Annotated in this window: 17 protein-coding genes; 15 read left to right on the top strand and 2 right to left on the bottom strand. The window is 47.0% G+C overall.

Annotated features, from left to right (window positions below; all coding sequences use genetic code 11):
• Positions 1 to 88: 88 nt before the first annotated feature.
• The 4 genes from cax (at position 89) to AM506_RS22655 (ending at position 5,103) form a co-directional block, all read left to right on the top strand.
• Positions 89 to 1,147, top strand: a complete 1,059-nt coding sequence (gene cax / locus AM506_RS04940; protein WP_235576042.1) for a calcium/proton exchanger — start codon at positions 89 to 91, stop codon at positions 1,145 to 1,147.
• Between the two features lie 125 nt (positions 1,148 to 1,272).
• A complete protein-coding gene (locus AM506_RS04935) occupies positions 1,273 to 3,744 on the top strand; it encodes a hypothetical protein (protein ID WP_152968530.1) in 2,472 nt (823 codons plus the stop codon).
• A gap of 234 nt (positions 3,745 to 3,978) precedes the next feature.
• Positions 3,979 to 4,821 carry a YfkD famly protein gene (locus AM506_RS04930; RefSeq protein WP_060671385.1) on the top strand — a complete coding sequence of 281 codons (843 nt, stop codon included), beginning with the start codon at positions 3,979 to 3,981 and terminating at the stop codon, positions 4,819 to 4,821.
• Between the two features lie 105 nt (positions 4,822 to 4,926).
• A complete protein-coding gene (locus AM506_RS22655; RefSeq protein WP_160316847.1) occupies positions 4,927 to 5,103 on the top strand; it encodes a hypothetical protein in 177 nt (58 codons plus the stop codon).
• An 88-nt stretch (positions 5,104 to 5,191) separates the two neighbouring features.
• Here AM506_RS22655 and yfkAB read toward each other — a convergent pair whose 3' ends face one another.
• Positions 5,192 to 6,319: a radical SAM/CxCxxxxC motif protein YfkAB gene (yfkAB, locus tag AM506_RS04925; protein ID WP_060671384.1), complete on the bottom strand. Its 1,128-nt coding sequence runs from the start codon at positions 6,317 to 6,319 to the stop codon at positions 5,192 to 5,194.
• A gap of 116 nt (positions 6,320 to 6,435) precedes the next feature.
• Between yfkAB and AM506_RS04920 the strand changes: the two genes are divergently transcribed.
• The 10 genes from AM506_RS04920 (at position 6,436) to AM506_RS04875 (ending at position 15,852) form a co-directional block, all read left to right on the top strand.
• Positions 6,436 to 6,618, top strand: coding sequence for an SE1561 family protein (locus AM506_RS04920; RefSeq protein ID WP_034761313.1), 183 nt, complete (start codon positions 6,436 to 6,438; stop codon positions 6,616 to 6,618).
• A 202-nt stretch (positions 6,619 to 6,820) separates the two neighbouring features.
• Positions 6,821 to 7,267: a GNAT family N-acetyltransferase gene (locus tag AM506_RS04915; RefSeq protein WP_060671383.1), complete on the top strand. Its 447-nt coding sequence runs from the start codon at positions 6,821 to 6,823 to the stop codon at positions 7,265 to 7,267.
• An 84-nt stretch (positions 7,268 to 7,351) separates the two neighbouring features.
• Positions 7,352 to 8,908: a fumarate hydratase gene (locus AM506_RS04910; RefSeq protein WP_060671382.1), complete on the top strand. Its 1,557-nt coding sequence runs from the start codon at positions 7,352 to 7,354 to the stop codon at positions 8,906 to 8,908.
• Positions 8,909 to 9,033: 125 nt separating this feature from the next.
• Positions 9,034 to 9,606 (top strand): DUF4825 domain-containing protein, encoded by a 573-nt coding sequence (locus AM506_RS04905; protein ID WP_060671381.1) that lies wholly within the window; start codon positions 9,034 to 9,036, stop codon positions 9,604 to 9,606.
• 210 nt (positions 9,607 to 9,816) lie between these two features.
• Entirely contained in the window at positions 9,817 to 10,572 is a 756-nt protein-coding gene (pdaA, locus tag AM506_RS04900) for a delta-lactam-biosynthetic de-N-acetylase (RefSeq protein ID WP_440480340.1), read from the top strand.
• A gap of 125 nt (positions 10,573 to 10,697) precedes the next feature.
• Positions 10,698 to 11,567, top strand: coding sequence for a DNA-3-methyladenine glycosylase family protein (locus AM506_RS04895; RefSeq protein ID WP_060671379.1), 870 nt, complete (start codon positions 10,698 to 10,700; stop codon positions 11,565 to 11,567).
• Positions 11,568 to 11,582: 15 nt separating this feature from the next.
• Positions 11,583 to 12,983 carry a 23S rRNA (uracil(1939)-C(5))-methyltransferase RlmD gene (gene rlmD / locus AM506_RS04890; RefSeq protein WP_060671378.1) on the top strand — a complete coding sequence of 467 codons (1,401 nt, stop codon included), beginning with the start codon at positions 11,583 to 11,585 and terminating at the stop codon, positions 12,981 to 12,983.
• Positions 12,984 to 13,090: 107 nt separating this feature from the next.
• Positions 13,091 to 14,308 carry a YecA family protein gene (locus AM506_RS04885; protein ID WP_060671377.1) on the top strand — a complete coding sequence of 406 codons (1,218 nt, stop codon included), beginning with the start codon at positions 13,091 to 13,093 and terminating at the stop codon, positions 14,306 to 14,308.
• Complete coding sequence (locus AM506_RS04880; protein WP_060671376.1) at positions 14,305 to 14,625, top strand: hypothetical protein; 321 nt, start codon at positions 14,305 to 14,307, stop codon at positions 14,623 to 14,625. The genes AM506_RS04885 and AM506_RS04880 overlap by 4 nt, the downstream gene beginning before the upstream one ends.
• A gap of 105 nt (positions 14,626 to 14,730) precedes the next feature.
• Positions 14,731 to 15,852 carry an NADH-dependent flavin oxidoreductase gene (locus AM506_RS04875; RefSeq protein WP_060671375.1) on the top strand — a complete coding sequence of 374 codons (1,122 nt, stop codon included), beginning with the start codon at positions 14,731 to 14,733 and terminating at the stop codon, positions 15,850 to 15,852.
• A 26-nt stretch (positions 15,853 to 15,878) separates the two neighbouring features.
• Here the strand turns inward: AM506_RS04875 and AM506_RS04870 are convergent, their stop codons facing one another.
• Positions 15,879 to 16,655 (bottom strand): TerC family protein, encoded by a 777-nt coding sequence (locus AM506_RS04870; RefSeq protein ID WP_060671374.1) that lies wholly within the window; start codon positions 16,653 to 16,655, stop codon positions 15,879 to 15,881.
• Positions 16,656 to 17,024: 369 nt separating this feature from the next.
• On the opposite strand from AM506_RS04870, the gene abc-f reads away from it, so the two are divergent.
• Positions 17,025 to 18,656: a ribosomal protection-like ABC-F family protein gene (abc-f, locus tag AM506_RS04865; protein WP_060671373.1), complete on the top strand. Its 1,632-nt coding sequence runs from the start codon at positions 17,025 to 17,027 to the stop codon at positions 18,654 to 18,656.
• The last annotated feature ends 146 nt before the right edge of the window (positions 18,657 to 18,802 follow it).

Raw genomic sequence — 18,802 nt, 5'->3', positions numbered from 1 at the left:
GGATATTCCTCCTAATCAGGTTCTATCTATAATGTGTCTAAACAGGACTGTTTTAACCAAATTTCTTAAAAAAGGATGGATCATAAACGTGAATAAAGTATTTACGCTGCTTGTATTTGCAGGGGTTCCGGTTTCTGTGATCGGTTCTTTGCTTCATTGGCCAAGTGTCATTATGTTCGTCATTTATTGCGTCACAATCATTGCCCTGGCGGCGTTTATGGGAAGGGCGACGGAAAGCCTGGCCGTTGTGTCGGGTCCCCGTATCGGTGGACTTCTGAATGCCACATTCGGGAACGCAGTGGAACTGATCATTTCTATTTTTGCCTTGAAAGCGGGATTGATCGGCGTGGTTTTGGCCTCGCTGACCGGGTCTGTCCTTGGGAATCTTCTCCTGGTTGCAGGATTGTCCTTCTTTGTCGGAGGCGTGAAGTTCAAGCGTCAGAAGTTCAATGTGTTCGATGCCCGCCACAATTCAGGGCTCCTCATGTTCGCCATCATCGTCGCCTTTGTCATTCCGGAAGTGTTCTCAATGGAAATGAATGAAGGGAGGACGATGAGCCTTTCTATCGGGATTTCGGTCATCTTGATTCTCCTTTATTTATTCGCCTTGTTCTTTAAGCTTGTGACACACCGCGGTGTGTATCAGAGCGAGAACAGCGAAGGAGGTCACGATCATGATGAGGAACCTGAATGGAGCAAGGGGAAAGCTTTACTTATCCTCGCTCTCTCGACCGTTGCCGTCGCTTATGTATCGGAGCGCCTTGTCCATACTTTTGAAGAAGTAGGGGAAGCCTTCGGTTGGAGCGAGCTCTTTATCGGGGTTATCATCGTAGCGATCGTAGGAAATGCGGCGGAGCATGCTTCAGCCGTGATCATGGCGTATAAAAACAAGATGGATGTCGCTGTGGAGATTGCTGTAGGGTCCACCCTGCAGGTTGCCATGTTCGTCGCACCAGTGCTCGTGCTGGTTTCATTATTCTTTGAAAAAAGCATGTCACTCGTTTTTACATTACCGGAACTTGTGGCCATGGTGTCAGCGGTCCTGCTCACTGTGATCATCTCAAATGATGGTGAAACGAATTGGTTTGAAGGATTGACCCTTCTTGCCGCTTACTTCATCATGGGAATCGGATTTTATTTATTATAGTTGTCACGGTAAGACCCGGCAGACTTTCTGCCGGGTCTTTTTGCGGGAAAATCATTTCCGTGAGAACCGCCTACTCATTCTTGAATAAGATAACAGGAGAGTTTTTGTGCAAAGGAATGAGTAGTGTGAGAAAAAAGAAAAAACCGATGAACGGTAAAGTCATTGATTGTAAAATTGATTTACCTCCGAGAGGATGTCCAGGGATTTTCCCTTTTGAAGGATGCACGAATCCAACCATTCAACTCGATGATATCGGCATCATCAGCTGTGAAGGCATCATCAGCGGAAGGGTCCTGTGTGATTATCAGCCCCTGCAAGGTGTGACGGTCACGCTTAGCTCCTCGTTTCCGGGTCTGGTCTTTGAGAATTCCACACCGGTCACGGACAACACGGGCCGGTTTTCGACGAGGGTGACCGTGCCCCCCGGGACACCAATTACCCCGAACGTTTCGATAACGGCAACGGCCATCGTAATTGGAAAGACCATCAGTGATACGATTTATGTAAGAGTAGATTGTATTCTATGTAAAAATCCAGTGTTGACGCTCGACAAGATTCCTTGTCCGGTCGGGTGCAAGGGCACACAAATCATGGGAAGACTTGTATGTGACGGCCAGGCAATAAGGAATGCAGCCATATCATTTATCATCGAATCCGCCTCCAACCGGGTCGTCATCACCCCTAATCCCGCGATTACACAGAGTGACGGAAGATACACGGCAACACTGGTTCCGTTTCCCGATGTGGATGAAACGATCCGAATCACGGCCGTGACGAAAATCGGGGGATTAAAGGTCGTGTCGAAAACGAGGGAAGTGGCTGTGAGATGTGTGAAATGCAAGAACCCGTCCATCAAGCTAAACAAGTTGAAGAAAATCGACTGCCGCTCAACCATTTCAGGCCAAGTCACATGTGACGGAATCCCGCAGGCAAATGTACCGGTCACATTGTCAGGTTCATCCATCCTGATGTTCCAGACACCGAACCCCGTTACGGATGAGAACGGAAGATTTTCATCTGTTGTCACAGTGAAGAAAGGGACACCGTTTCAAACCGCTTCCTATACAGCGACAGCCGTGATTGATGGGAAGACCATCAGTGCCACGGATACCGTCATAGCAGGATGCAAAAAGTGCCGTAATCCTAAGTTGACCCTTGAAGTCCCATGTGAGACCGTCACATGTCATGGAACGAAATTGACGGGAAGGCTGACATGCGACGGGGCACCTATAAAGAATGCCAGGATTTCGTTTACGGTCACGGCTTCTGAGCCCGATGCAGTGGAGATCGATCCGAATCCGGCATTTACCGATGAAGAAGGAAGATGTGTCACCGAGCTCTGCCCACGACTCGGAGTCCATGAAACGATTATGATTAAAGCAACGGCAACCGTCTATGGGGAGCAGGTCGTCGCGTCCCGGGAGGTCACCATCGATTGCCGATGCAAGCATCCAAAGATTCATATCAAAGAGAACAAAAAGCTGAATTGTAAGGGGATCATTTCAGGCTGTCTTTCCTGTGAAGGATTTCCATTGGCGAATAAAGAGGTCTCATTTTCAAGTCCAGTGCTGACCTTTAAGCCTTCTGTTGTTACTACTGATGAGAACGGGGAATTTTCAACCCTTGCCTTCGTTCCTCCGAATACCCCATTCAGGGAGGTGCCATTTACGGCGACGGCTGTGGTAGATGGAAAAGCGGTATCGGAAATGGTGTTCGTCTACGCAGGATGCCTCAAATGCGAAAAGCCAAAGCTGACATTATGCGTACCGGATTGTGTAGAATGCGAAGGAGCTGCGATTACCGGGAAATTCACCTGTAATGGAAGGCCAGTCGCCAATGTGGGGATCGAGCTGAACGTCACCCCGGAAGTTGCTAGCATCACCCCCGATAAAATTAAAACGAATGCAAAAGGGGAATATGAAGCAGTGCTTACCCCGGATTCACATGTATCTGGAAAAGCTGTGGTCCAGGCAACTGCCTTGATCGAGGGTAAGGAAATAATCGTAGAAAAGAAAATCATCAACATTCACTGCACATGCCCTCATCCAAAGGACGACCGGGATGAAATGGAACCAATCGACTGCTCTGAAGAAAGTAGCGGCGATGGTGAGTGTGACAGCGGTGCCCGGGACGACGGTGAAGGTGAATGGATGCGTCCGCTTCTTGAAAAAAAAGCTCATGAAAATACAAATAGTGACTTCACAGTGACTTCAAGTGAAGAAGATGAAAGTATTCCTGCAGGACCTGAAAAAATCTCTATCGAATCCAAGGATCTCGTGAATCCGGTTGTAACCCTGGAGGTTCCGGTGATTGTAAGCTGCAGGGGAGGCTGCCTCACGGGGAAAGTACAGTGTGAAGATATGAAACAGATCGAAGTATACTTTGAAGTATTGGAAGAACATTTGAAAAGCATCATCAAACCGAATCCTGCGATCCCGGATGAAGACGGGAATTATTCAGCAGACATCACCCCAAAACACGGAATGACCGATTGCATCACGATCAGGGCATTCATCTTTTGGAAAGGGAAGAGGATCGTTTCCCACCCGGGTTGCACGATTCTTGTATGTTCTTCGAAAAAAATGGATGACGATTAAAAAAGCCATGGAATCTTAGGAGATTCCATGGCTTTTTTTAGGGAATACAGGAATGATCGGAAACGCCGATTTGCTTTGTAGGAAAAGCTCGGACGTTCCCGCTTCAATAATGCTAGTATAAGATAAAATGTGAATTTTTTAAATATTCTTTCTAATGAAGTTTTTTGGATAAGCTGCACCTTCTAGGAAAAACTAACGGCAAACCCTTATATGCTTGAAAGGAGTATCAACTACATGAAACTAATGCGCACTGCTCTTATGGTCATACTCGCATTTTTCGTTGCAACTACAGGGATTCATGCCCAAAACAGTCCTAAAAAGGAAACAAAGCCAAAAACGGAGAAGGCTCCGGAGGCAACTCAGGATTCGAGCGTAAAAATTCCGAACTCAGTACTGAATATCGCCAAGGAAAATACGTATCCAAATTCTACACAGGATCAGCCATATCTGCAACCGAGCGAATGGAGTCAGGAGCTAATTGAAACTTCCAATGTGAGGATCGAAAACCCGAACCTGATCCGCATGCTGAACGAGTCCACGGTCAATAAAGCACCGACGATCGGACTTCGAGCCACCATTTATCTTGGGGAATGGCCGCTGAACTATGCATCAACGGAAACCTCCCCGAACTGGGAGTATCAAAAGGTCAACACGAATTACTTTGATAACCGCGGAGGGAAATCCAACTATCAAATTCATTACGTCCAGGAAGCACAAAAGGTCGTAAAGGGTGGGCTTACGGCAAAGGTTCCCCATGCAGATGATGTGGAAAAAATGATGCTCATCAAAGCCATGGATAAATCAAAATTGCCACTCGCCTTCCAAACCATCGTGGGGGCAGGGACAAAAAAGGATCAAGTGTACAACATCTCCCCTAAACGACTGGGCTACCTCTATGCTTATGCACCAGCCATCAACGAAAAAGGGAAAGTAACCTATGGGGAAGTATTCCTCGTTATGAAAGGGACGAAACGCTCCATCGTCGTGAAAAATGTGACCTCTCAAGGAGTCGGAGCCTGGATTCCGGTTCAGGATCACGTCCACTTCGGATTCATGGCAAGCGAATCTCCTAGATAAAGGTTTAAAGAAGAGTGAAATCGGGTAAAACCTTATTTCACTCTTTTATTATTTCTGTGCATATGTTATAATAATTAGAATATTCTGAATTGAAGGAGGGATAATATGGAGTATCTGTTACTATTCGGCGGGCTGCTGGTGGCATTCATCACACTTCGCGTATGGTTCGGCGCCAGAAGAGCCAGAATCTATGCAGAAATCAAGAAACAAAAATACAACGTCATGGACCCGGCACTCGAAAAAATCACCACCCCAAAAAATGACCGCAACCCCATAGGGTAAAAAGCACTTCGGATGAATATCCGTGGTGTTTTTTTGTGTGTCCAAAAAAAGCCCAAATCCATAATAGATTTGAGCTTTCACCTTCATTTTATCGGGAAATCTTCGCTTCACGCTTCGAAAAGTCTACATCCTTGTAATACATGGACTTCACGAGTACGTTTGGTCCAAGACAGCGGGCCATGGGACAGTGGCAGTTCAATTCTTTCGCAAGAGGCTGATTCTTCCACTTTTCGAAAATATCAGGGAGTGTATCTTTGGTGATATTCCCGAGTGGCGGGGTGTCCCCGAAGTCGGTGACGATGACATCGCCGGTGAAAATATTCACGTTCAGACGGGAACGGCCGTCTGGATCATTTCTCACGCTCACTTTTTTCGCAGAATAAAGCTCCTTCAGAAAGTCCAAGTCTTCCTGTGAAGAGCTGCATGGATAAAATGGCAGAGTGCCGAATAGCATCCACACATTTTCATCGCGGAACCTTAGAATATCCCGGATCGCTGCACGTGTTTCTTCCAATGAAAGAGTCTCAAGGCTAGAAGCGAAGTCGGAAGGGTACATAGGGTGAATTTCGTGACGGCCGCACTTCATTTCATCGACTACCTGACGATGGATTTTTTCTAAATAAGGCAATGTGTTTTTATTTAACATGGTTTCCGCGGATACAAGAACCCCGCGTTCTGAAAGCGCACGGCTGTTTTCGATCATGCGGTCAAACAGCTTCCGGCGCTGCTCCCTCGTTGGCTTCCGTTCCATATTGGCAAAACCGACATCGATGAATTCGTCGATCGTTCCCCAGTTGTGGGAGATGTGCAGGACATCGAGGTACGGGGCGATCATCAAATAGCGGTCAAGATCCAGGGTCAAGTTCGAGTTGATCTGGGTATGTACACCTCTGGAATGTGCATACTTAAGTAATGGCAGAACGTAATTTTCAACGGATTTCTTGGACATCATCGGCTCTCCGCCGGTAATACTAAGGGAACGGAGCGTTTTGATTTCGTCAAGTTTCTGCAGGATCAGTTCAATGGGCAGGGCACTCGGGTCCTTCGGTGACAGCGTGTAACCGACGGCGCAGTGCTCGCATCTCATATTGCAAAGCGTTGTGGTGGTGAACTCGATATTCGAAAGCGTAATGTCGCCATGTTCATCCACATCTAAATAAGCCTCCCAAGGATCGTGGTCTATCGACATTTTCTTGGTGAGAGTTTCAGTTTTCATTTTGTAAAAACTCCTTTATGATCAGGTCATCTATCCATTATTGAGAAAGGGTATGCCCTTGTCAATCGGAAAGTTATTGGTTACCATAGTAAACGTATTGAAAGGAGAGAGAACTCTTGGGTAAAGCTATCAATGATAAAGACTCACAAGTAAGCTATTTGAAACAACGCCTGAACCTGTTCGTCGACGTACTGGATTCGATCGACCCGGAACAAGCGGACATTGACGATATCGATCGCCTGATCGCCATGATCGATGACATAGAAGTGAAATGCGAACAATTTAAGAAGAGTGAGTAGGAGTCCTGGATGGGGCTCTTATTTTTTTGAGGGACGGACCTTGGGGGAGGCGGTTGCTCGGTGCCTTGTGCGGAATTTGTCGTTTTTTAGGATGGTCCCGATATCCCCCTCTCACACATGCCCTTCGAATCCACAAGCAGGAATTCCCCGCTGAAACGTCAAACCTTAATACAAAACCAACTATTAAAGGAGCGACACCCCATTGATCATCTCACCCATCGAAAAACACCAAAGCGAGCAGGCGAAGAACGTGATTTTGTCCGGATTCCTCGAACGTTTCGGATTCATCGATCACACGCTGAACCCGGATATCCACGACATATCACTTGAGTATGACGGTACGAAGCATCACTTTTTTGTCGGGAAGGAAAAGGATCGCATCATTTGTACGGGTGCAATCAGAAAAGAAACAGAGGATACATACCAGATCGTGCGCATGTCGGTGCTGGCCTCCTACAGAAAACGGGGACTCGGTCGCATCATGCTCAACTATTTGGAGGGAAAAGCGCACTCCCTCGGTGCACAACGACTCATTCTCGAAACAAACAAACAGTGGGCGGACGCCATCAATTTTTATAAAAATAACGGGTTTACTTATATGGAAGAAGACGAGGTTTCGTGTTATTTCGAGAAGGAAATTCCCTTGTGAAATCCCTTTCAATCTTATTCTTATAGGAGTATAATGATGTATGAAAATTACGACTGTTATTGAGATCTTTAGAGGGGGAGAACGATGAATAAAGAGACATTACAGCAAAGTATGTACGATTTGATTGTGGAGACGTCCACGAATCTGCCTAAGGACGTGCGACGTGCGATCCGCTCGGCGAAAGCCCGTGAGAACGCAGGGACCCGTGCGGCGATGAGTCTGGACACGATTTCGAACAACGTAAAGATGGCGGATGACAATGTATCCCCGATTTGTCAGGATACAGGTCTTCCTACATTTAAAATAAAAACACCGGTTGGCGTGAATCAGCTTGAGATCAAGGAAGCGATCTATGCTGCCATGGTACAGGCGACAAAGGACGGAAAGCTTCGTCCGAATTCCGTTGATTCATTGACTGGGGCAAACTCAGGGGACAACCTTGGTCTTGGGACGCCTGTCATCAAGTTCGAGCAGTGGGAAAAGGATTATATCGATGCGCGCCTGATTTTAAAGGGTGGCGGTTGTGAAAATAAAAACATCCAGTACAGTCTCCCTTGTGAGCTTGAAGGACTTGGCCGTGCCGGACGTGACCTTGACGGAATCCGCAAATGCGTGATGCATTCTGTGTACCAGGCACAGGGGCAGGGCTGCAGCGCCGGATTCATCGGTGTCGGGATCGGCGGAGATCGTTCTTCCGGTTATGATCTTGCAAAAGAACAATTATTCCGTTCTGTGGAGGACGTAAATCCGAATGAAGATCTTCGTAAACTGGAAGAGTATGTGATGGACCATGCGAACGAACTTGGAATTGGTACGATGGGATTCGGTGGGGAAACGACGCTTCTTGGTTGTAAGGTTGGCGTGATGAATCGTATTCCAGCAAGCTTCTTCGTATCGGTTGCGTATAACTGCTGGGCGTTCCGTCGTTTAGGCGTGAAGCTGGATCCTGCAACCGGTGGAGTCGATGAGTGGTTCTATCAGGAAGGCGACAAAATCGATTTGACTCAAGGCTCAGAGGCCGAGCTTGAAACGGCAGCGGCAACTTCTGGTGAACAGCCAAACGTTGTGGTTCTTGAAGCCCCGATCACCGAAGAGAAAATCCGTGAACTGAAAGTGGGAGACGTCGTTCATATCAACGGCCGCATGTACACGGGCCGTGACGCGATCCACAAGCATTTGAGCGAAAACGATGCGCCGGTTGATCTCGACGGTCAGATCATCTATCACTGTGGCCCCGTGATGCTGAAGGACGATGAAGGAAACTGGCACGTGAAAGCCGCCGGTCCGACGACATCCATCCGCGAGGAGCCTTATCAAGGAGATATCATGAAGCGCTTCGGCATCCGTGCCGTCATCGGTAAAGGCGGGATGGGACCGAAAACCCTTGCTGCCCTGAAAGATCACGGCGGTGTGTACTTGAATGCCATCGGTGGAGCCGCTCAGTATTACGCTGATTGTATCAAAGGTGTAGACGGAGTGGACCTGATGCAGTTCGGTATTCCGGAAGCGATGTGGCATCTGAACGTGGAAGGCTTCACGGCGGTTGTGACGATGGATTCACATGGAAACAGCCTGCATGAAGAAGTCGACAAATCTTCTCTGGAAAAACTGGCTCAGTTCAAAGAAAAGGTTTTCAAATAAGAAATTGGGACCATCCCGTACGTGCTGCGGGGTGGTTTTTTTATTGGTTATTTATGTTAAAATCAGGATGAAACTTTAAAGAGCACTCATTCGTATAACATACAAACAGGAGCTGGAGGGCGAGTATGATTTTTAATAAATTATTCGGTATGTTGATACTTACTTTGATGGTACTTTTAACGGGATGTGCGGCCAATCCTGAAAAAGAAGCGGATATCACCTCGATTGAAGATGTAAGTGTGAATACGTTAAAAGAAAATAGCGGAACATACGTAGGAGATAACTCGAAAGTGCAGGCGATCCTGCAAGAGCTGCCGGGTGGCGAAACGATCAAGGAAATCGATCTTTCCGGTGAAATGGTGAGGGTCACATATGGCTATGAGAAAGAAGGGAAGCTGTCTGAAAGCGATTTGAATGAATACTGGTTTGACGGCACCAACGTCAATCGGAAAAACTTTTACTACAACGCCATTTATTTGACGCTTCTTGTCCCGAATGCGAAAGAGTATCACTTCACCGTCGATGAATCCATGGTATCGGTCTCCAGGGATAAAATGGTCGCAGGTTTATCCAAAGAATTCAGCGATTTCCCGAAAGGCGACGAAATCTGGGACAGAAAAACCGTCTCCACCTTCATCGAAGAACACGAAGGCAAACTGACCGAAATGGCAACCAAGTATCAGACGTTTTTTGAATAGAGGGACGGACCTCTGGTTTAACCGGATAAGTGAATACAACGCAATGTGATGAAGTGCCTCAACAAAGCGCAAAAATGCACCGTCCAGCTTCGGTCCAGAACATGAACACCCATTTATGGATACTATTAGTACACATGAATCCTTCCCGTTCTCAAAAACTAAGGGAAACGCAAGGGAAAGAAGGGTTCAATTTTGCGAAAATCACTAAAAGTGTTCACCATAGCGGCAATCTTAGTATTGCTCATCCCTGCCGAGGCTTATGCAGTATCCAATAATCCGATCGGCTGGGGTTTCAAAAAGAGTCAAAATGAAGTGCAGCCGGAAGCAGGCGCTGCCTATGACGAGCTTCTCGATAAGTACGATGCCTTCTATAAAGGCTCACCGGATAAAAAGGTGCTTTATGTCACATTCGACAACGGATATGAAAACGGCTATACGGAAAAGATTCTCAATGTGCTGAAGCAGGAGAAAGTACCGGCCACCTTCTTCGTCACCGGTCACTATTTGCTCAGTGCCGAGGATCTCGTCAAGCGGATGGTGAAAGAGGGACATATCATCGGGAACCATTCGTGGCATCATCCGGACTTCACTGCAAGCTCTGATCAGAAGATCCGGGAAGAGCTTCAAAAAGTGAAGGTGAAAACGAAAGAACTGACCGGGCAAAAGGAAATGAAGTATCTTCGTCCGCCTAGGGGCGTCTTCTCTGAACGTACACTTCAAATCGCGAAAGAAGAAGGCTACACCCACGTCTTCTGGTCCCTTGCCTTCATCGACTGGAAGACTGACCAGCAAAAAGGATGGAAGTATTCCTATGACAACATCATGGCCCAGGCTCATCCCGGTGCCATCATCCTCCTGCACTCCGTCTCCAAAGACAATGCAGACGCACTCGAAAAAGCCATCCAGGACCTCAAAAAACGGGGCTACACTTTCAAAAGCCTCGATGAGCATCCGATGATGAAATAAGAGAGGGACGGACCTTCATTCCTAGGACTTGGTCCTAGGAATGAAGGTCCGTCCCTCTTCTTGATGCGTTACACTACGCATGTGCTATAATACACATACAAGTTTTGTGCGGAAGGGTGAGGAGTATGGCATGCAGGAATGTTAAGATTGAAGGTCCGTATGATTTCGACCGGGTGCTGGACAGGCTGGCGCTTGATCCGTTGAGTGCAGTGGATCAGGAGAATCGAAGCGTGAAGGTCCCGTATTATCACGGCGGGGAAAAGGGTGAGGTCATCGAGATCCAGGCAACGGGAACAACGGAGGAGCCAGAATTCATTATCACGTTTGAAAATGAAGAGAATCTGGATGCGAAGCAAAAACGCATCTCAGACATCTTCCAATGGCAAACGGGTCTCCACGACATGCACACGCATTTCCTGGAAACCGACCTGAAACCGATCTTTGAGGAGCATGTCGGAACACCTCTTGTCCTGGAGTTTGATCCCTTCGCCACCATTGTCAAAAGCATCATCCATCAGCAGCTGAATCTGAAGTTCGCCTTCACCCTGACCCATCGATTCGTCACCACATACGGCTGGGAAAAGGATGGAGTCTGGTTCTATCCTTCACCGGAAAAAGTAGCGGGACTCACAGTGGAAGAACTCAGGGAGCTCCAGTTCAGTCAGCGAAAAGCGGAGTATGTGATCGGAATTGGTGAGAAGGTGTCAACCGGCGACCTCGACCTGAATCAACTGGCGGAGCAAACGGACGAAGAGGTCATCAAGGAGCTCACGAAGATCCGCGGCATCGGACCCTGGACGGCACAGAGCTTCCTCTTATTCGGGCTCGGAAGGCCGAACCTTTTCCCGAAAGCGGACATCGGCATCCAAAACGCCATCAAAAAATTATTCCAGATGGAACAGAAGCCGACCATGGACGAGCTGGATGAATTCAGCGCGGCCTGGCATCCTTATTTAAGCTATGCATCACTGTATTTATGGAGAAGTATCGAATAGAACGGACGTGAACCAATGAAAAAACAATACGCAAAAAAACCACAACATAATGACGTGAAAATCGAGCTGAAACAACAGTTTCCTCTGACCATAAAGAAAATCGGCATCAACGGGGAAGGAGTCGGTTTCTTTAAGCGTAAGATCGTCTTCGTACCTGGAGCTCTTGCAGGGGAAGAAGTGGTCGTGGAAGTGACCAAGGTCCACCCGAAATTCACCGAAGCCCGCATCAAAAAGATCCGGAAAAAGTCACCACTGCGTGTGAAAGCACCATGCCCGGTCTATGAGCAGTGCGGAGGCTGTCAGCTTCAACATCTATACTATGAAGGACAGCTTGACGCAAAACGCGATATCCTTCTTCAATCACTCGAGCGCCATACAAAGCTCAAGCTTGAAGACATGGATATCCGTACGACGATCGGAATGGACAACCCGTGGCACTACCGGAACAAAAGCCAGTTCCAGGTCGGTACGCAAAACGGCAAAGCCATTGCAGGCTTATACAGCATGAATTCCAACAAGCTGATCGACATCGATGAGTGCATCGTGCAGCACCCGCTTACGAATAAAGTGACCAACGAAATCAAGCGGATCATCAACGACTTCAACATCCCTGTTTTTGATGATGAAAAGAAAAAGCCGATCCTGAAAACGATCGTGACGCGTGTCGGCTTCGAAACAGGGGAAGTTCAGGTCGTCCTAGTCACGTCCGAGAAAAAAATCCCTCGGAAGGAATTGCTGATTTCGGAAATCCAGAAACGTCTTCCTGAAGTGGTTTCCATAGCTCAAAATATCAATCCACAGAAAACGGCGCTCGTATTTGGGGACGAAACGATCCATCTGTCCGGAAAAGAAAGCATTGAAGAACGTCTGGAAGAGTTCACCTATGAACTGTCCGCACGTGCCTTCTTCCAGCTGAATCCGATTCAGACGAGCAAGCTGTATAACGAAGCGAAGAAAGCAGCGGCCCTTACTGGTGAAGAAAAAGTCGTCGATGCTTACTGTGGTGTCGGTACCATCGGACTATGGCTGGCAAACGGAGCGAAAGAAATCCGAGGTATGGATGTGATCAAAGAAGGGATCGATGACGCGAAGAAGAATGCGGAGAAATTCGGTGTGAGTCATGCTGAATACTTCGTCGGCGGTGCCGAAACCCTTATGCCAAAATGGAAAAACGAAGGCTGGCGTCCCGATGTCGTCGTGGTTGATCCGCCGAGGACCGGCTGCGACAACAAGCTTCTGGATACGCTGAAAGAAGTGAAGCCGAAGACGTTCGTGTACGTATCGTGCAACCCGTCGACCCTTGCGAAGGATATCGACTATTTGAAGAAACAGTACCGGGTGGACTATTTGCAGCCAGTGGATATGTTCCCGCAGACTGCGCATGTAGAGGTTGTCGCGAAGCTGGTACTGAAATAAAAATATAGTTCTGAAGTAAAAGGGTGTCCCTCTGTCATAGGGGGATTCTCTTTTTTAAATTGTGGTGGACCTTGATATAAAATCGAATGAAAGGCAGGGGGATACAGGTGAAGAAGACAGATAAAAAGACAAGGGATGCGCTGTTAAGAGGTTTGCAGGGGATGATGGAGATGCAGCGCAAAATGGATGAGAAACGAGCACATGAAATTTGGAAGAATATCGATCCGGGAGCTACATTAATAGAAGTTCTGAATACTCTCAAGAAGGATGAAGTAGACTCGATTCGTAAAGCCTATGAATTCCAAGGAATGAGCGCACTGAAAAAAGCTGATATGGCTTTGGAGGTTTCCATCCTGGTTCCTCATTCTTTCCAGAAGATGCTTCACCGGTTGGACCAGGAAAGATATGATTTACTGAAAAGAATCGTGCAATCAGATGGTTTTTTAATGGTGGATCAAGATTTCTCTACTAGAAAATTGAAAAGCCTTATGACTGGATGCCTTGTGTTTGGAAGCTGTCATAACGGACAAAGAGCATTGGTGGTACCTCAGGAGTTACAGGATTGTTTCCGAAAACTTGACGGTCCTGACCTCCGGAAAATCATCAAGAGAAATACGGAATGGATTCTGTTTACAAACGGTCTTCATTATTATTATGGGGTCATGAGTAGCAAAGCACGGATTGAAACCATTGAAAGACTCGCGAATGACCCACTGGATATCCGGGAATACTCTTCTGTCATCCATGAGTCTATGGAATATTACGACAGAATCAGTTTTTCCTCAAATTACCAATATAAAGATACCAGAGTGATGTATGAAGAAAAGCTAAAGGATAGAAATCATATCGACTATTACCCTTTCTCCAAAAAGCAGATCATGGAGGCAGGGAAGGAACACCATTTCGATGCTACTCCGGAAATGATCGACTTCCTTGCGTTCCTCGATCACTTCTATGACTTAGAAGATGACCACCTGATTGAAATAGCGCATAAAGTGGTTACAATGATCAATCAAGAGTATACCTTGGGGGATCTTATGGACTACATCCAGTCTATTCTGGAAATTCCATCGAAGGATGTATTTGAGCAACTGACTGATCGCGTTGTGAATGTATGGAATAATACCCGTCTTTGGGCATTGAAGGGGTACACTCCGATTGAAATAAGGCTGAAGGCAGAAACTGAACAGCCTGTAAATGTGATGAATCATGGAGCCTCTTCCAACGATACAGATTTACATAGCAGAAGCAAAAAGGTTGGGCGCAATGATGCTTGCCCTTGTGGAAGTGGGAAGAAATATAAGCAGTGCTGCGGTAGAAAATGAAGAAAAAACGACACACATCAACACCCCGGCATAAAAGAATGAACCGGCAGAGCAGGCTGCAGGCTGCACCACACTGGATCCCGAAATATGATGGCAAAAACCTTGTTCACGGATATGCCAAACATTTTGGTGTGAATAAACTTGCCGCGGTGGTAGAACTCGAATTATTGGGATATCCTATTGACGTGCAATATAAGCAGTTGCTCAAGCAGGATGAAATCAGAAAAGAAAAAGAAGCTCATAGGCGGAAAGCAAAGGCACTTGAGGGTGAAGAAATTGACGAATGGTGGTGGGACGAGGACGGACCGTTCTTTTAGTATAAGGAAACCACCATATCCAAAACCATCCCCCAAGCAGATGTCTGTTCAAAAAGCCCTTCTTCTATTAATATTTCCCTTGAACAACAACAAGGAGGCAAAATCATGAACAGCAAATATAAAGAGTTGGTATCTCCCTATACATTTAAAAATGGAGTCGAATTGAAGAACCGGATCATCATGGCACCGATGACGAATTTTTCTTCGGATGAGGATGGAAACGTCACGGATGCTGAGGTTACCTATTATGCAAGACGTTCGAAAGATGTGAGCATGGTCATCACAGCCTGCACCTATGTAACGCCTGATGGAAAAGGATTCCCTGGTGAATTCGGCGCGGATTCCGATGAAATGATCCCAAGCCTTGAACGTTTGGCGAAAGGAATCAAGGATCAGGGGGCAAAAGCCGTTCTCCAGATTTTCCACGGAGGTGTACAATGCCCACCGGATCTCGTTCCTGATGGGGATGTTGTCAGTGCCAGTGACGTCATGGGTGAAAATGGTGAGAAAAAAGCGAGAGGCTTATCTGAAGCAGAGATCGAGAATATCATCGAAGCATTCGGTGAGACGACACGTCGCGCGATTGAGGCAGGGTATGATGGTGTCGAGATTCACGGGGCAAATGGGTATCTGATTCATCAGTTCTTTTCACCGATGACAAACCAGAGACAAGACCGTTTTGGCGGCAGCCTTGAAAATCGTATGACCTTCCCACTTGCTATTGTGGATAAAGTGAAGAGTGTGGTCGCTGAGCATGCGGATCCATCGTTCCTTGTCGGATACCGTTTTTCGCCAGAAGAGCCTGAAGAGAATGGATTCACGATGGGTGAGACCCTTACCCTTGTCGATGCCCTTGCAGACAAGGATCTTGATTATCTTCACGTCTCCCTTTTCGATTTCTTCTCAAAGCCGAGAAAAGGCGTGGAGGACTTGGACAAAACAAGAATGGACTATCTGCTGGAAACGATCGGCGACCGTACACCTCTGATCGGGGTAGGTTCGATTTACTCTGCAGACGATGCCCATAAAGCGTTCGCGTCAGGCGTCCCGTTACTGGCTCTTGGCCGCGAACTCATCATCGATCCTGATTGGCTGAAGAAAATCACAGAAGGAAAAGAAGATGAAATCGTGACGGAGATCGACAAAGGAAAGCAGAAAGAATTGGTCGTTCCTGATCCGTTATGGAATGCGATTGTGAATACTCCTGGCTGGTTCCCTGGGGTATAATTTGAAAAAGACGTCCTGTGATTGGTTCACAGGACGTCTTTTTTGTGAGATGTTTTATTTCCAGGCGCAAACCATCCAAGAAGAGCAATCCCAACGAGAACGCCGTAGAAAATCAAGGTCCACAGTGTGCTATGAGGAAAATCATGATCCAGTACCCCGATATCTTCATGGGCAAGGGTGATGACCGCAAGCTTCACACCGACCCAGGCGACGATGGCATAAGCCGTTGTTTCGAGTGCAGGCCGTTTTTCCAGGAGTTGAACGAACCAGGTGGCTGCGTATTTAATGAGGATCAATCCTGCGATCCCGCCAAGGACGACCACGATGAATTGTCCCCCGTCCATGCCGCCGAAATCTCCCAGTGGTGAATCAGGCAGGCCAAGGGCAAGGGCGACAGCGGCAAGGATGGAATCAATGGCAAAAGCAAGGTCTGCCAGGGCGATTTTCCCAACCGTCGGCCAGAATCCTTTGCCGGCTGCTTCTTCTTCCGTTTCCTCCTGATTCTTCTCGTTATCCTTCCCAAACTTCGCTTTGATGACATGTTTAAGTCCCAAATAAAGCAGATAGGCTGCCCCAACCGCCTGAATCTGCCAGACGTTTGCGATGAAGGAAATGGCAAAGAGGGCCACAAACCGGAAGGCGAATGCCAGGAAGATTCCATATTTGATGGCTTTCTTCTTCTCTTCTTCGGATAAATGTTTCGCAATCACGGCCAGGACAAGGGCGTTATCTGCTGATAATAAACCTTCGAGGCCGATGAGGACTAATAAAGTCCAACCGTATTCCAACCAAATTGATTCCACATGAAGCGCTCCTATCCATAATGTAAAATCCCAGGATTTACTGAAAAATTAGTTCTTTCGCTTATCTTACCACTTATTTTCCATCTAATACGAATCTAAAATGGTTTTGCACCCACGGAGGTTTTCATGGTATAGTAAATTTACTAAATATGACAGGAGTGATGGGTGGACGATGAAGAACTAATCTTATTTTCGAGACGTTTGAAATTCCATATTTCAAATCAACCTAAATAGGATTAGTCTGCCCATTTTTATACATGTTTTTAGCTATTGTTCATTCATAGCTTACTTTGTGCGCGCAGTGCTAATCCTTCCAGAACCAGTGGGAGGATTTTTTGTTCTCCCTTTTTTAAGAGAGGGGAAGATAGTATGAGAGAAATTATGAAATTATTGAATATAAGCTATGAAATGATGGAAGAGAAGATATTTGAAGAGGTGAATGCCAGCGTGCAGGAAGGGGAGGTCATCGGGATCATCGGGAATAACGGTGCCGGGAAGTCGACGCTTCTCCAATTAATCGCCGGTGACAGAACGCCGACGGAGGGAGGGATCCGGTGGCTTCATCATGATTTGACGATTTCCATGGTGGAACAGGAAACGGAAACCCATTCCTCTGAAGGAATGACCCCTTCTGAGAGTAAATTGCTTGAGAAATGGCAGGTGCCAAACCATGATTTTCGGCAGCTGAGCGGGGGTGAAAAGCTGAAGGCGAGGCTTGCTAAAGGTTTCTCTCAAAAGGCTGACGTGCTGTTATTGGATGAGCCGACGAATCACCTTGATCAAGAAAGCCTGAAATCCCTAACCAACCATATCAGGGACTACAAAGGTACCATCATTCTCGTCTCCCATGACCGTTTTTTCCTGGATGAGGCTGTGACGAAGATCTGGTCCATCGAAGGAAAGAAGCTCATTGAGCATAAAGGGAATTATTCCAGTTACATGGAAGCCCGAAAGCAGCGGAGGCTGACGCAGCAGCGGGAGTATGAAAAGCAGCAGAAAATGGTGGAGCGGATCGAGAGCCAGATGAAGGAGCTCACCTCGTGGTCCGAAAGAGCCCATGCCCAGTCCACGAAACAGGAAGGGTACAAAGAACATTACCGCGTCAAGGCAAAACGCATGGACACCCAGGTCAAATCCAAGCAAAAACGACTGGAAAAAGAGCTTGAAAGAACAAAGGTGGAAGCGGTCGAAGAAGAGCATACCGTCCGATTCTCCATCCAGAAGAACCACAAAACAGGGAAGAGATTCCTCGAAGTGAAAAATCTCAAAAAATCCTTTGAGGGACGGACCTTATTCGGAAATGTTCACTTTACGATCCAGCATGGGGAAAAGGTTGCGGTCACGGGACCGAATGGAAGCGGGAAAACGACACTGCTGAAGATCATCCTGGGAGCGGAGTCGGCAGAAGGGGATGTATGGATGTCACCGTCTGCCAGGATCGGTTACCTGACCCAGGAAGTATTCGATCTGCCTCTCGACGAGACACCGGGAGAGCTGTTCCATAAAGAAACATTCGCGGAAAGAGGAAGAGTCCAAACCTTAATGAAGCATCTTGGGTTTCAGACAGCTCATTGGCAGGAACCGATCCGGAATATGAGCATGGGGGAACGGGTGAAGATCAAGCTGATGAAATATATCATGGAGGAAAGGGATGTCTTAATTCTGGATGAACCGACGAACCACTTGGATCTCGCTTCACGTGAACAGCTGGAAGAGACCCTCTCACAGTACAGCGGAACTCTGATCATCGTCTCCCATGACCGTTATTTTCTTGAGAAAACGACGGACATCAAGCTTGTGATCAGAAAAGGGACCATCAAAAAGGAGCTGGATGAGCCGGCATCTGAAAGGGATGACAAAGAGGAGCAGAGGATGAAACTTGAGACGGAGAGGCAGGAAGTGCTGGGGCGTCTTAGTTTTATGAGACATGAGGATGAGGGCTATGCAGAGCTTGACAGGAAGTTTATTGAGTTGACTGGAGAGATTAATGAGTTGAAGTAATGAGAGGCATCCGGCAGTGGTCGGGTGCTTCTGTTTTATTACTATCTTCATAATTTTCGACGAAATCGCTTGGAAATTGAAGCTCACGTCAAGAAAAATGGGAAGGAATCTCATGAAACGGGGTTTCCACCTATTTTCCAAATCAA

This window comes from Rossellomorea vietnamensis (genome assembly GCF_001305855.1).
GTDB classification, from domain to species: Bacteria; Bacillota; Bacilli; order Bacillales; family Bacillaceae_B; genus Rossellomorea; species Rossellomorea vietnamensis_A.
The sequence above is the reverse complement of the archived record's forward strand: the minus strand, read 5'-3'. Positions and strand labels throughout refer to the sequence as shown.